Genomic DNA, 13,629 nt, shown 5'->3' on the forward strand with positions numbered 1-13,629 from the left:
GATGACTTCCTTGCTTCGCCGCCGACGCGCGCCCGCGCCGTGCGGTCGATGCGCCTTACCGGCCCAGGACGGACGGGCGGATCAGCGTAGTCCGGCGAAGAGATCGTTCTCGGGTATGGCCGCGCCGGTGGTGTCCTGGACACGTACGAAGGTCTCCGTGCCCATCAGCTCGCCGAACCTCTCCTTGCCCATCTTGAGGAAGAAGATGTTCTCGCCCTGACTGGCGTGCGCGGCCAGCGCGTCGAACTTCTGGCCGCTGAAGGCGAGGGTGTCCACCCACGTGGTGATCTCGTCGTCGGGGAGGCCGATCTCGGCCATCGCGGCGGCCTCGGCGGGATCCGGCTCCGGCATGTCCGGATGAAGCTCGCGCATGATCTCGCCGAACCGCTGCATGCCCGAGCGGGGCATCGTCGTCCAGTACACCTTCGGTGTCAGCGCGGTCATCTCCAGCGCCGCCATCGTGATGCGGTGGGCCTGGATGTGGTCGGGGTGTCCGTAGAAGCCGTTCTCGTCGTAGGTGACGACCACATCGGGCCGGTAGTGCCGCATGAGTTCCGCGAGCCGGGCGGCGCCTTCCTGCACGGGGGTCCGCCAGAAGGATCCGGGGGCGTCGTTGCTCGGCCAGCCCACCATCCCGGAGTCGGCGTAGTCCAGCATCTCCAGGTCGCTGATCTTCAGGACGTCACAGCTCTCCTGAAGTTCTTGACGGCGCATCGAGGCGACGGCCGCCGGATCGTGGCCGGGATCGCCCGGCTTGACACCCCCCGGTCCGTCACCGCAACCGCCGTCGGTACACGTCACGAGAACCGTGCGGACGCCTTCCGCCGCGTACCGCGCGAGGACCCCGCCGGTTCCGGTGGCCTCGTCGTCGGGGTGGGCGTGCACGGCCATGAGCGTCAAGGGTCGGTCAGACATGAAGCGATCCTCCTGCATAAATACGTCACGGTCCGGGTGCGCGGCGGGCGTACCGCGATCCCGGGGGCGGGACCCGCGTGGGCGGACGACCTTGTGGTCTCCGTGCTCCCCGCCCGTGCGGATCCGGTCCCTCGATCGATGCAACCCGGCCGCCCGGTCCGGCTGTTCCCGGCACGGCCGTTCGACCTCGACTCAGGGCACGCGGAGGGCACGGACCCCTCGAATCGGTCCAGAAAACAAGGAAGCCCCCAGGCCGCTGACCTGGGGGAGAATTCTGGAGCGGGTGACGAGAATCGAACTCGCACTCTCAGCTTGGGAAGCTACGGCGCTTGGAAGGTCATGCGATCGTTGACCTGCGCATATGTGGCGTAGCGGCCGCCTCACGAGAGCTGGTTCGCACCGCTGCTGACCGTGGTTGTCCGCTCTTACGGGCACGCTATGGGCACGGCTCCGGAGCGCGGTGTGCCGAGCGCCCGAGTGAACGAGTCCCGTGCCCGGCTCGGTCGGCTTGCATGTCCGCCTCGGGGAGCGCTTCGCGAGTGCAGAGCCATCCGGCGAAGCGTCCCGCCTGCGCCTGGCTCACTTGCCGGCATCAGGGCCGTACCACTGGAGTGCCTGGCCAGTGACCGTGGCGATGCACTCGAAGTCCCGGTCGCGGTGCAGCAGAGTGAGCCCCTGCAACTCGGCCGTGGCGGCCACGACGAGATCGACGGCCCCGGCGCTGCGGTGCTGTCCGCGCTGGGTGAGAAGCTCCTGGACCCGCCAGGCGCGGTCGTAGGCGCGGTCGTCGACCGGCACCCAGCCGAAGAGCAGGCGCATGTCTTCGATGCCTTGTGCGCGGTCGGCGGGGGAACGCGCACTGTAGAAGAACTCCAGCTCGGTGATGGGGCAGGTGGCGATGAGACCGGCGGCTGCCGCCTGGTCCCATCCGTACTGCTCGGCGTCGCCGCGCAGCAGTCGGGCGAGCGCACTGGTGTCGATCAGGTATTGCGCGGCGTTCACCGGCGGTAGTTCCGCTTGTCCTCGAAGAGGCCGAGGTCGAAGGCGCCCTCTTCCGCCGACGCCCGTAGGCGGGTGAGCGCCAAAGCCCGCCGCCGGTTCTCCAGCACCTCGCGGAGCGCGGTGTTCACCGTCTCCTTCTTAGTGCTGGTCCCGAGTGCCTTGGCCACGTCCGCTACCAGCTGGTCGTCGAGGTCGATCACAGTTCGGCTCATCGACTACACCTCCATGGATATCAATAGTGCCACCCATTATATCTATAACTGTGCATGAGGTGGTGCGGCGAAGCGGCGGGGCTCGGTTCGGGACGCTACCGAGAACTCAGCTCGGTCCTTCAGTTACCGCGCTCTGTCCACAACCCTCGCCGTCTCGTCTCAACTCGTCCAGCGTGCGTTCATGTCCACGAAAGTGGGCCTTGGCCGGCCGGCAGCCGACCGCCCTAGACCCACCAAGACGGGAGACCTGTCATGTCTCGACGCCCGCTGACCCGCCGTGAGTGGCTGACCCTGATGGGAATCATTCTCGGCAGTCTCGTGTCCGCCATCGTTGGAGCGGCCGCCGACGTGATGCCGAGCGTCTGGCTCACACTGCTTGCCGCGCAGGCAACTCAGGGGCCCGCGTCCAGCTCGCCCGTATGAGAGAGCAGAGCGGGGACACAGCCGGCGCCGAAGTGTTGGTCCTGCAGGCGGCCGCCGCCGGCGACAGGTGTGTGCTCGATGAGTTCGTACGGCGCAGGGAAGACAGCGGTGACAGCGAAGGCGCGGAACGCCTGGCCTCGACCGGAGACGGCGAGGTACTGCTGAATCTGGCCCTACGGTGGGAGTCGGACGGCAGAACACAGGATGCGGAGCGGCTCTATCAACGCGCGGCGGATTCAGGACAGACAAGGGCACTAGGGGAGTTGGCCCGTCTGAATCAACAGGTCGGTGACAGCGACGCGGCGGAGAAGCACGCCCGCGCCGCGGCATGGGCGGGGCATGTGGACGTGCTTTCGGACCTCGCGGACTGTGGGCCCAAGAGGGACTGCGGGACGACGCCGAGCGGCTGTACAGAGTCGCAGTCGACTCGGGTCACGGTAGCGCGTTGCTTCATTGGGCAGAGCTGCGCAGTCAGATGGACGCACGGTGGGAGCGCCTTGCGCGCTATGGTCTCGCCTCTGACGGTGACATGTCGGAACCCTGGAGCTTCGCGTCCTTGGGGACGCCGAAATCCGTTCATAGGGAACGGGGAGGGTCTTCTCAAGAATTCGAAAGCGTCAGGGCCTGCCTCGGTGACATGGCATGAGCTCACCAGACGGAGATGCCCGAGTGCCTGCATTTTCTCCTGGGTGCTGACGATCGACAGCCGGAAGCCACTGCCGGGCTCGACGCGACCGTACGCAAGGCACGCCAGAAAGCTGCTGCCATACCGGAACCGCAGCAAAAAGGCCCAGATCTCTGACCTGGGCCTTCTCCACGGAGCGGGTGACGAGAATCGAACTCGCACTCTCAGCTTGGGAAGCTACGGCGCTTGGGCGGGCCATACGGCTCTGACCTGCTGAGATGCCTTCTCCTTGAGGTGGTCGTGGGTGCCGGATTGCACCGCCGTTCACCGTGGGTTTCCGCTCTTACGGGCACGTGGAGGGCACGGCGCCGTGGAGGGGGAGAGCACGGGGCTCTGCACGCCTCATTACGCCCGGGCGCCATGGCGTCACCGGTTGCCTTGGGTATGCCGTTGCGTGTGCACATGCGGATTCCGGTCGTGGGGCCGCGTCCTCCTCCGTTCGGTATAGCCCGTCGGACCTCGCCTGCCGTCGCCTACGGTGCTTACTCTCCCCTGGGCGGGAGCTGCGGGATCCACAGTCATGCGCCCTGTTCCGAGGCGGGGTGAGTCCGACCTGGTCGGCGGGGACGTGCAGGAGCTTCCCGGTCGGGGGGTTCCAGAACACGACTTGGCCGTCGGCAATACCGAACGAGATTTACGGTTCGCCCGCTCTCAGGACGCTGGGCTTCTCGGTCAGTTCGTTCCTCGGGCACGGTGGGAACGACGCACGTCCACTCCGAACTGATGCCGAAGTGCGGAGCTCGGTGCCTCGGACGGCCGCATGCTTCAGCTTGTTGGCAGCTGACTCTGGTGATCTCAGCGTTGTCGAGACGGTCATGGTCAGAGCCACGGCCAGGGCGACCGCGGCGAATACCCCGGCGGCGATGCTGCGGGGGCGGATGAAATGGAGGTAGCGCAGGATGCCCCAGCCGGCGGCAATGAACAGGATGGCTCCGAGGGACGGCCAGCTGTACAAGCGCGCGGCTCCCGGCGTGAGCCGCGGTCATGCCTCCGTGCGCCGTGTGATCGCGCGCGGCACACGGCGTGATCTGGTCAACCGATGGCCACAGTGACAGAGTGATCAGAACACTTCGCATTCTGGTGTTGGTGCTGCTATCGGCGCTGGCGGCTGTGGTACCTGTGGAGGCTGCCCCGGCCGGACTGCCTGGCGGCAAGACCAACTTCGTCGTCTCCACGGGCTATTTCAGGGACGGTGCTGCCCACGACAACTGGGTCCGTCTCGGGACGTACGTCTTCGACCGGGCGAGCGGGCGGGTTACGGCGCGGATGTATCGCTGGGACCAGAGACATCCGGTCGGAAGGGAGAGGGCCGGGGGCACCCCCGACAGCGGCTGTGCCCCCGTGGGCAGGTGGGACTCGCCAGGACGGCGACGATGCCCGGTCATGACGGCGGAGGGCTTCCGAGGGGCGCCGAACGAGGTCCGTACCGGTGGCTACCTCCTGCGCTCGGGCTCGGGGAGTGACGCCGGCCGGGACGTCGTCTCGATCTCCTGGGGCGGCGGTATTGCGCCGGAGGAGTGGTATGTCGTCCCGGGTGAAGGGCTGGTCCGTCTGGAGTTCAAGGGCGGGGGCGGCGCGACGAAGGGCTACGGCTACGGCAGTGACGCCCCACTCGACAGCGGGCGGCCCATGTCCTCTGTGCACGACCACCCCGAGACCCCGCCGCTCAAGCTGGACACCATCGGATGGACCCACGACAAGGCCGGCCCGCCTCTCACCGGCCCCTTCCACCACCGGAAGTTCTCCCCATGTACCGAGACGACCCGGTGCATGACCCTGACCGCGAAGTCCTCGGGGAAGGCATGCCGCGCCGACGGCGGCTGCCCGCGGTACGGCACCGGCGGTACCGCCACGGGCAGGACCGACAGTACGATCCAGAACTACCTCGCCCGGGTGGGCCCGCAGGACCGCCGTGACACCTTCTGGCACTGGTGCACCTGTTTGGCGATGGAGCACAAGCAGTTGTGCCACCGGGGCAATTCGCACGTGAAGCCGATGCTCCAGATCCTTGACGACGCCGGTGCCTTCCGCGGTTGGGTCGGGGTCGAGGCGTCCTTCTACCCTGGCACTGAGCCCAAGCACGGCCCTCGATGGCACGACATGCTGGGCGTCTTCCGGATGGCGGACTCCTAGTGAGCGACGGCCCGGACACGCCGCCGTGGCGTGTCCGGGCCGATGCCTCAGGCCACCCAGTAGCTCCAGGTGACCGTGGTCCAGCTGCCCGTCGGGTCCACGGCCCGCATGGTGATGCCGGCTGTCTTGGGCTTGTTGCCTGCCGAGAACACTGCCTGGGCGGAACCGCCTGCCCTCAGCTCGATGCACCTGCCCGAGCACACGTCGATCGGGGTGTCGTCGTCCGTGGCGTGGATGACAACGTACAGCGACTTCCCGGCCGGCACAGGGATGTCGCTCGCGACGCGGTTGCGCTGGTCGGCGCGGATGTTGGTCTTCTGGCGTACGGGTGCCTGGGCGGCGACCGAGGTGACATCGGTCTGGGAGGCGGCCCCGGTGGCAGGGGTCGCCAGTGACACGGCGGGCAGCGCCAGGGTCGTGACGAGAGCGGCCGCGGTGGCCGCGGTGAACAGACCGGTCCGGATCTTTGCCTTCATGGAACGGCTTCCTTTCGTGCAGGGCGCGTCGCCGCGCCGCAAGAGGGTGATGGGGATGCGGGGTCACTGTCGGGATCGTCACTCGATGTGTTGATCCGGCCCGCTGACATCAACCTGCCCGGTCGAGCGGCGGCACGCTAGGAGGACCGCGTATCCCTTCCGCCCGAGGACTGGAATACGCCTTGTGAGCAGGGAGAACGGGATGCAGCAGGAGACGGGGCCGGAGGACTTCGCGGCGGCGATGCGCCGCCTGCGGACCGAACGCGGACTGTCACTGGCCGAGCTGGCGATCGCGACCCGGTACAGCAAGAGCCACCTGTCCAACGTCGAGCACGGCCGTAAGCGCCCGCACCGCGATCTCGCCGAGCTACTCGACCGCGTACTGAAGGCGGGAGGCGAGCTGCGTCGTCTGTGTGAAGCGCCCGCACCCCGTCCGGGCCAGCGGACCGGGCCGTGCCCCTACCGTGGACTCGCCGTGTTCGAGCAGGGCGACGCCCGCTGGTTCTTCGGGCGTGAGAAGGCCACCGCGCTCCTGGCGGGCCGGGTGCGACGGGCGGCGCGGGACGGTGGCCCTGTTGTGGTCGTCGGCGCCTCGGGGGCAGGTAAGTCCTCGCTGCTGCGGGCCGGGATGCTGTGCCGGGCGGCGGAGGGAGCCCTGGGTGGCGGGGACTGGCAGGGTGTGGTGGTCACCCCTGGACCCCGACCTGTCCAGGCCCTGGCCGACGCCCTCGCCCCAGCAACGCACTGCAGCAAGGAGGTCATCGCCGAGCGGATCCGGGTCGGCGATCCACCGCCGGGTATGGACCGGATCCTGCTGGTCGTGGACCAGTTGGAGGAGGCGTTCAGCCTCTGCGAGGACCCTGCGGAGCGCACCGCCTTCCTCGACGCGTTGTGCGCCGTACCGCTAGGCGTCCTCGCGGTGCGCGCCGACTACGTCGACCACTGCCTCACCCACCCCGGCCTGGTGGCCGCGCTGCAGCGGCCCGTCGCACTCGGCGGCATGAGCCGCAGCGAACTCACCGAGGCGATCGAGCGGCCCGCCGAGCTCGCCGGGCTTGCTGTGGAGCCCGGCCTGGTGGACGTCCTCCTGCACGATCTGGATCCCGGCGGCCACGGATACGATCCCGGTGCCCTCCCCTTGCTCTCTCACGCGCTGCTCACCACCTGGCAGCAGCGCACCGGCAAGCGCCTGACCATCGCCGGGTACCACCGCACCGGCGGCATCCGGGGCGCCGTCGCCGAGACCGCCGAACGCACCTACCTCGACCTCTCCGGCGAGGACCGGGCCGCCGCCCGGTGCCTGATGCTGCGTCTGGTGCAGGTCGGGGAGGAAGGGTCGGATACTCGCCGCCGCGCCGACCGTGGCCACCTGGGCACGGAGGAGGAGCGGGCACTGGCCGCCTTCACCCAGGCCCGGCTGCTCACCGTGGACGGCACCGCAGTGGAGATCTCCCACGAGGCGCTGCTACGGGCCTGGCCCCGACTGGCCGGCTGGATCGACGCCGACCGGGACGGCATCCGCACCCATCAGAGACTGGCCGAGGCAGCCAGGACCTGGAAGGAGGCCGACCGCGCTCCCGAACTGCTGCTGCAGGGCGCCGGGCTGGCCGTCGCCGTGCAGTGGGCGGCCGACCGTCCCCATCAGGCCGAGGAGATCGAAAGGGAATTCCTGGCCGCGAGCACCCGTGAGGCACGCAGGGGACTGCGCCGACTGCGCCGCGCCCTCGCCGCCCTGGTCGGCCTGACGGTACTGCTGATGGCGGTTGCCGGGTTCGCCGTCGACCGAGGGCTCACGGCGGCCGGCCAGGCGCGGCAGGCCACGGCCCGGGCCATGGCCGAGAGAACCACCGTGCTCCGCGCCACGGATCCGGCCCTCGCCGCGACGCTCGCTCTGGCCGCCTATCGCACCGACCCCGGTGAGGAACAGGCACGGCAGGCGCTGCTGAGCAGTTCCGGGAGGCCCTATCCGCAAGTGATCACCGGCAACGGGGCAGCGGTGTCCGCCTTCGCCGCCGGACGCCAGGGCAGCGCCGCCGAGCGCCTCTTCGCGACGGGCTCCCGCCAGGGACTGGTGCGGCTGTGGCGGCTGCACGACGGCACTCCCCGGCCGAGCGCCGAGCTGAGTCTTGGCAGCGACCATCCCGTCTTCGGCCTCGGCTTCACCCACGACGGGCGTGCCCTGGTCATCGCCAACTCCCAAGAGGTCCGCGTCTGGTGGCTGCGGGGAACCAGACGCCCGCTGCCCGGTCCGCGGCTTCACTCCTCCGGCGATGTCCGCGACGCCCGCATGTCGCCTGACGGGCGCCTGTTCGCCGCCGCATACCACGACGGCACACTGCGCCTGTGGGACCTCACCGACCCTCACCATCCCGGACCGGTACGGGAACTGACTGCCGACCGCAGGCGCCTGGTGTCGGTGTCGTTCAGCCGCGCCGCCTCCCGCATCGCCACCGGCGACAGCGACGGCGCCGCCGTCATCTGGGCGCACACCGCGCACGGCAGCTACCGCGCCGTCGACGTCGAGCCGTTCACCCAACCGGTAGTCGAGGCGGCTCTCGCCCCCGACGGCAGACACCTCGCGGTCAGTCTCACCAATGGGACTCTGTGGCTGTGCGACCTCGACAGCCGCGGTGCCTGCCCGAGGCCGCGCATCGCCCCACACGGGGGCAACTACGCCGCCGGGCTCGCCTACAGTCCGGACGGCACCCGACTCGCCGAGGGCGACGCCCTCGGCCCGCTCCGGCTGCGCGACCCGCGCACCGGCCACGTCCAGCTCACCCTCCTCAGCCCGCGCCCCCTCCAGTCCCTGACCTGGGCACCCGACCGGCCCGTCCTGCTCACCGGCTCCGCAGACGGCGGCGCCGCCCACCTCTGGTATTTCCCGCTGCCCTTGCTCCTCGGCCACACGAACGACCTCACCAGCATCGCCGTACGCACCGAACACGGCCTCGCCGCCACGGCAAGCCACGACAACACCGTGCGTCTCTGGTCGATCCGCGACCCGGACCACCCCGTGGCCCGAAGTGTGCTGCCCCACCACGGCCCAGTGACAGCCGTGGCCCTCGCCCCCGACGGCCGTCGCGTGGCCACGGGCACCAAGGACGGCAACGTCCACCTCTGGGACACCGCCGACCCCACGGGCCCCCTGCACACCGACCACCGACTACGCGACCGGGTCTCGTCCCTCGCCTTCACCCCGGACGGCCGTCGACTGGCCGCCGCCTCCACCAGCGGCAGCACCGCTCTGTGGGACCTGACAGGCAAACAGGACCACCTCACCCGCCGGGCGTTGTTCACCGACGCAAAGGTCACCGGGGTCAGCGACGTCGCCTTCGCCGCCGGCGGGCGTCTGCTCGTCACGGCGGACAGCGACCAGCGGGCCCGGATCTGGGACGCCCGAGCCCAGGGAACCGTACGCAGCCCGCTCCACCGACTGCCCGGTCACGACTCCCTCGTGACCACGGTCGCGACTGGCGGACCACTCCTGGCGACCGGGGCCAAGGACGACACCGTCCGGCTGTGGCGATTCGACCTACGGCACCCCTTGCGCCGCCCGGCCCCAGCGTCCGGCGCACTCCGCCCCCACACAGCCCACCTCGTGGGACTCGCCTTCACCGCCGACGGCCACACCCTTCTGAGCGCGGCGCAGGACGGCACCGCCATCGTGTGGAACACCACGCAGCCCCAACGCCCCACCGTCACCAACACCCTGCACAGCCCAGGCGAGACCTTCACCGACGCCGCGATCTCCGCCGACGGAGACCAGGTGTGGACCACCGCCGGCTTCACCGGACGCCGCTGGGCCACGGATCCGGAGCACACGGCGGACCTCATGTGCGCGAGGGCAGACACGCTGCCCGGCCGGCGTGAATGGGAAAGCCGACTACCGGACTTCGCATACCGGCCGCTGTGCGGATAACGGCCCCTGCGGCTGCGTGGCAGCTCTAGAACTCCTGCGCCCGGCAGAGTGTCCCGTGCGGGCAACCAGCCGTGCTTCAGGGGTCGTGTCCCGCCTCGTGGCGTAAGCGACCTTGCTCGACGCGTTCCGGTAAGCCGCGCGTCGGCCATCTGATGGGCAACGGCTACCGCGTCGCGCGCGGCTGACCTGCCGTCAGCGCCATCGGCGGCCCTGGATCACGTCAGTGTCGCGATGACCTGCGCATTCCGAGCACTTGATCGGCTACACCACCTGGCGGGACGCGATCACGGCGACAGCAAAAAGGCCCGGGTCACTGACCTGGGCCTTTGTCATGGAGCGGGTGACGAGAATCGAACTCGCACTCTCAGCTTGGGAAGCTACGGCGCTTGGGCGGCCGGATAGCTTCTGACCTGGGCATATGCGGCCGGGCGTGGCGCTCGAAGGTGCAGGATCGCACCGCCGTTGACCGTGGTTGACCGGTCTTACGGGCACGCTATGGGCACGCCGTCCGATCGGAGTCGCCGGGAGCCCCTCTTGGTGGCTGAGGAGTTGCCGAGCCCTGGAAGTGAGCGCTGGGCGGAAGGGCGCCATTGCAGGAGCGGACGGAGGAGGGTTCAACGGCGGCCGAACAACTCGGGGCGGAGAGGGGTCGGCAACGCGGGCCTGCTCGGGGTGGACACCGCCGAGGCGGGAAGGCAGGCCGACTTCAGGGAGGGGGGTCGAGAGGAGGTGTCGGTCATCCGTCAGGCCGTAGTGGCGGGGCGTGGCGTGCCGTGGAAGACCTGGCTGGTGTGCCAGGCGCGGTGGTCGGCTCCGACAGGGTGTGCGCCTGGCTGTGGGCCGATGAGCGGACGGCCGGCGAGGGCGACGACGTGTTCGCGGGCGGCGGGGCTGTGGCCGACGAAGTGCTGGGAGACGAGTATGCGGTGGCCGTCGTCGACTCCGAGGACGCCCTTGTCGAAGAGCTTGTGGTGCAGCGAGCAGAGGCACAGCCCGTTGTCGACCTTGTCCGGTCCTCCGAAGGCCCACCAGCGTACGTGTGCGGCTTCCAGCCCGACCGGGACTGTGCCGATCCTGCCGTCGTAGCCGCAGAAGGCGCACCGGTACTCGTAGGCGGTGAGCACCAGTTCGCGCATGCGCCGGTCCCGCTGTCTGCGGGCGGGCACGAGGTGCGCGGTCTCCGCCGGCTCCAGTTCCAGGCCGATGGCTTCGCACAACTCGCTGTGGAGCGAGGGCGGGAAGTGCAGGTCGAGCAGTAACCGCGCCATCCGTCCCAGCAGTTCGGGTTCGCCGCGCAGCGCGGTTCTGAGTTCCGGTGCGAGCCGGCCGGTGGCGCCCGTCTCCCGGAGGACCCGCACGCCGGTCCCGGGGCTGCCATGCCCGTGGTCGGTGCGCACTTCCCACACCCCGTCGCTGACGAGATGGTGGAACGGGTAGGCGGGCGTTGTCTTGTTGGGCGGGCCGTACTCGGTCAGCAGGCTCTGCAGGTCCTTCTCCACCGCGCTGTAGCGGAGTTCGCTGTCGGCGTCCTGCTGGAATCGGCCGAGGGCGTGCAGGAGCAGCAGTGGCTTGTGCGGGGCGCGCGTTCCGCTCCTGGTCCACTGCCTGAGCTTCGCGATCCGCCCGAGCCAGTCCATGGCCGGTGATCGTAGTGAGGTTTTGAGTTGAGTGTGTCGGAGTCTCGATCGAGCGTCGCTGGAGCACGTGGGCCGAGGCCGCGGCGGGGGAGGAGGCCAAGCCGGTGTACGCGCTGTAGATATCGGTGATCGTCGCGGGACTTCATGGCAGGAACGGTGCTCGATTCCGAGGAATCACCTATCAGGGGAAATCAACTGATGGGCTGTCAGGCGCGCTGCTAGCGTCACGATCGTCACGTGGGCACTCATATGCCCCTCCCGCCTCAAGCGCACAGGACGACCGTGAAGATCAAACGCGTTCGCATCGAGAACTTCTGCTGTCTGCACAAGGTGGACGTGTCCTTCGAAGACATCACCTCCTTCATCGGGCCGACCGGGGTTGGCAAGTCCACCGTGCTGCGTGCGCTCGACTGGTTCTTCAACGGAGAGAAGGGTGTCGCCCTCAGCGACGACGACATCCACTCGGCGGCCGAGGGAGGCCGAATCTCCGTGGAGGTGGAGTTCGACGGACTCACCGATCACGATCGCCAGACTCTCGGGCGGTACGCGCCCGACGGCGTCGCGAGCGTGAGCATCTGGCGTACCTGGCAGAACGGCGAGGACAAGATCACGGGCAAGGCGCTCGCGTACGGGCCGTTCGAGGAGGTGCGCAAGAACGAGAAGGCCATGGAACTGCGGCGTGCCTATGACCAGTTGAGGGAGAGCGATACGAGCCTGGGGCTGTCGGCCGCCGGGACCAAGGACAAGGTCCTGGAGGCGATGCGCACGTGGGAGTTGGCCAATCGCGACCGTCTCACCGAGGCCGAGGTCGAGGACACGCACTTCTTCGGCTTTGCCGGGCAGAGCAGGCTCGCCCAGCTGATCGACTTCGTGTTCGTCTCCGCTGATCTGCGGGCGTACGAGGAGGCCGACGATCAGAAGGCGACCGCGCTCGGCCGCATCCTCGACCATGCCGTGGACCGCTCACAGGCCAACGAGCAACTCGGCGAGATCGAGGAGAACGCTCATCTGGCCCGGCAGGAAGTGCACAGCAAGGTGTACGGCCCTGTGCTGGACGAGGTGTCGGCCGCGCTGTCGGCGGAGGTCGCCAAGTTCACCACTGGACGCAAGGTGGTCGTGACCCCCACGGTGCAGGCTCCGAGGCCCGCCCGAACAACCTTCCAGGTGAGCATCCGGGACGGTGCTGCTCATACCTCGGTGCACCGGCAAGGTCACGGTTTCCAGCGTGCCCTGATCATCGCGGCGCTGAAGTACCTCGCCGATCGCAGGCGTTCGGCCGACGGCATGCGGACGCTGTGCCTGGCCATCGAGGAGCCTGAGCTTTTCCAGCACCCTCCCCAGGCGCGGACCTTCGCGAAGGTGCTCCGCGAACTGGTCGCCACCTCGCCGCAGGCGCGTACTCAGGTCATGTACGCCACCCACAACCCGGTGTTCATCGATCCGAAGGGGTATCACCAGATTCGGCGCCTGGGTCGCGCTGCCGGCGAGGGGCACCCCGTCACCGAAGTGTGGCAGGCCACGGAGGAGGACCTGTGCGGGGCCTTGGACGGGCTCGTCGACAAGAAGGTGATCAGGAGCAGGACCGAGGGCACGCTGAGCGGCTCGCTGGCGGAGGGCTTCTTCGCCCATGCCGTGGTGTTGGTCGAGGGGCGCGGGGACGAGGGAGTGATCACCGGTTGCGCGGACCGGTCAGGGATCAACCTGGGCGCGGAGGGCATCAGCGTCATCGAGGTCCATGGCAAGGACAACCTCATGATCTCTGACGCACTCTTCAGCGCCCTGGGCGTGCCCTGCTACGTCGTGTTCGACGGCGACGCCGGTATGGAGGAGCGTAAGCGGGCGTCGGTGCAACTCCTCCTCCCGCAGCAACGGCAGGACAAGGAGCAGGAGTTCGAGCGTCAGGCACGGAACAACCGGACCAAGAACGCGAATCTTCTCCGGTACCTGGGTACGACGCCCGATCCCCAGCCCGCCGACGACTCGACCGGCCGCTACACCGTGTTCGAGGACACCCTGGAGACCCATCTCGACCAGCACTGGCCGACCTGGGACGAGCGCAGGCGGGAACTCGTTCGTGCCGGCGAGGGCGTCGACGGGAAGAACGCGGCGACATATCTGGAGACGACCCGAACGGTCGTTACGGAGCCCCCGTTCTTGCTGCACGCCTTGCTGGAGAACGTCCGTTCGCTGACCGGGCGACGGTAGTCAGTAGGCTCCCTTACGCGGG

At 68.9% G+C, this 13,629-nt stretch carries 9 protein-coding genes; 4 read left to right on the forward strand and 5 right to left on the reverse strand.

The features are described from left to right. Window positions 1-81: 81 nt before the first annotated feature. The 3 genes from ACH4YP_RS11780 to ACH4YP_RS11790 all read right to left on the reverse strand — a co-directional run bounded on the left by ACH4YP_RS11780 (window position 82) and on the right by ACH4YP_RS11790 (window position 2,129). Window positions 82-915, reverse strand: coding sequence for a PIG-L family deacetylase (locus ACH4YP_RS11780; RefSeq protein ID WP_361057972.1), 834 nt, complete (start codon window positions 913-915; stop codon window positions 82-84). A gap of 579 nt (window positions 916-1,494) precedes the next feature. Next, entirely contained in the window at window positions 1,495-1,917 is a 423-nt protein-coding gene (locus ACH4YP_RS11785) for a PIN domain nuclease (RefSeq protein ID WP_361057974.1), read from the reverse strand. Continuing rightward, entirely contained in the window at window positions 1,914-2,129 is a 216-nt protein-coding gene (locus ACH4YP_RS11790) for a type II toxin-antitoxin system VapB family antitoxin (protein WP_361057976.1), read from the reverse strand. The genes ACH4YP_RS11785 and ACH4YP_RS11790 overlap by 4 nt, the downstream gene beginning before the upstream one ends. A 252-nt stretch (window positions 2,130-2,381) precedes the next feature. On the opposite strand from ACH4YP_RS11790, the gene ACH4YP_RS11795 reads away from it, so the two are divergent. Next, on the forward strand, window positions 2,382-2,552 hold the full coding sequence (locus tag ACH4YP_RS11795; RefSeq protein WP_398490418.1) for a hypothetical protein: 171 nt from the start codon (window positions 2,382-2,384) through the stop codon (window positions 2,550-2,552). Between the two features lie 2,068 nt (window positions 2,553-4,620). Then, window positions 4,621-5,370, forward strand: coding sequence for a hypothetical protein (locus tag ACH4YP_RS11800; protein ID WP_398490419.1), 750 nt, complete (start codon window positions 4,621-4,623; stop codon window positions 5,368-5,370). A 47-nt stretch (window positions 5,371-5,417) separates the two neighbouring features. Here ACH4YP_RS11800 and ACH4YP_RS11805 read toward each other — a convergent pair whose 3' ends face one another. Continuing rightward, window positions 5,418-5,846, reverse strand: a complete 429-nt coding sequence (locus tag ACH4YP_RS11805; RefSeq protein WP_361057983.1) for a hypothetical protein — start codon at window positions 5,844-5,846, stop codon at window positions 5,418-5,420. 202 nt (window positions 5,847-6,048) lie between these two features. On the opposite strand from ACH4YP_RS11805, the gene ACH4YP_RS11810 reads away from it, so the two are divergent. Continuing rightward, the gene (locus ACH4YP_RS11810; protein WP_398490420.1) at window positions 6,049-9,765 is read left to right on the forward strand and encodes a helix-turn-helix domain-containing protein; all 3,717 of its coding nucleotides are present in this window, start codon (window positions 6,049-6,051) and stop codon (window positions 9,763-9,765) included. Between the two features lie 743 nt (window positions 9,766-10,508). Here the strand turns inward: ACH4YP_RS11810 and ACH4YP_RS11815 are convergent. Next, entirely contained in the window at window positions 10,509-11,402 is an 894-nt protein-coding gene (locus tag ACH4YP_RS11815; RefSeq protein WP_398490421.1) for a phosphorothioated DNA-binding restriction endonuclease, read from the reverse strand. A 282-nt stretch (window positions 11,403-11,684) separates the two neighbouring features. Here ACH4YP_RS11815 and ACH4YP_RS11820 point away from each other — a divergent pair, with 282 nt between their 5' ends. After that, entirely contained in the window at window positions 11,685-13,607 is a 1,923-nt protein-coding gene (locus tag ACH4YP_RS11820; RefSeq protein WP_398490422.1) for an ATP-dependent nuclease, read from the forward strand. The last annotated feature ends 22 nt before the right edge of the window (window positions 13,608-13,629 follow it).

The sequence above is a fragment of the Streptomyces sp. NPDC020747 genome (genome assembly GCF_044334695.1).
Lineage (GTDB): Bacteria > Actinomycetota > Actinomycetes > Streptomycetales > Streptomycetaceae > Streptomyces.

What these genes read in the sequence shown, in the direction of transcription:
- ACH4YP_RS11805 (WP_361057983.1), bottom strand. Translation starts at nt 5,846, where the DNA reads ATGAAGGCAAAGATCCGGACCGGTCTGTTCACCGCGGCCACCGCGGCC.
- ACH4YP_RS11795 (WP_398490418.1), top strand. Translation starts at nt 2,382, where the DNA reads ATGTCTCGACGCCCGCTGACCCGCCGTGAGTGGCTGACCCTGATGGGA.
- ACH4YP_RS11815 (WP_398490421.1), bottom strand. Translation starts at nt 11,402, where the DNA reads ATGGACTGGCTCGGGCGGATCGCGAAGCTCAGGCAGTGGACCAGGAGC.
- ACH4YP_RS11790 (WP_361057976.1), bottom strand. Translation starts at nt 2,129, where the DNA reads ATGAGCCGAACTGTGATCGACCTCGACGACCAGCTGGTAGCGGACGTG.
- ACH4YP_RS11800 (WP_398490419.1), top strand. Translation starts at nt 4,621, where the DNA reads ATGACGGCGGAGGGCTTCCGAGGGGCGCCGAACGAGGTCCGTACCGGT.
- ACH4YP_RS11810 (WP_398490420.1), top strand. Translation starts at nt 6,049, where the DNA reads ATGCAGCAGGAGACGGGGCCGGAGGACTTCGCGGCGGCGATGCGCCGC.
- ACH4YP_RS11780 (WP_361057972.1), bottom strand. Translation starts at nt 915, where the DNA reads ATGTCTGACCGACCCTTGACGCTCATGGCCGTGCACGCCCACCCCGAC.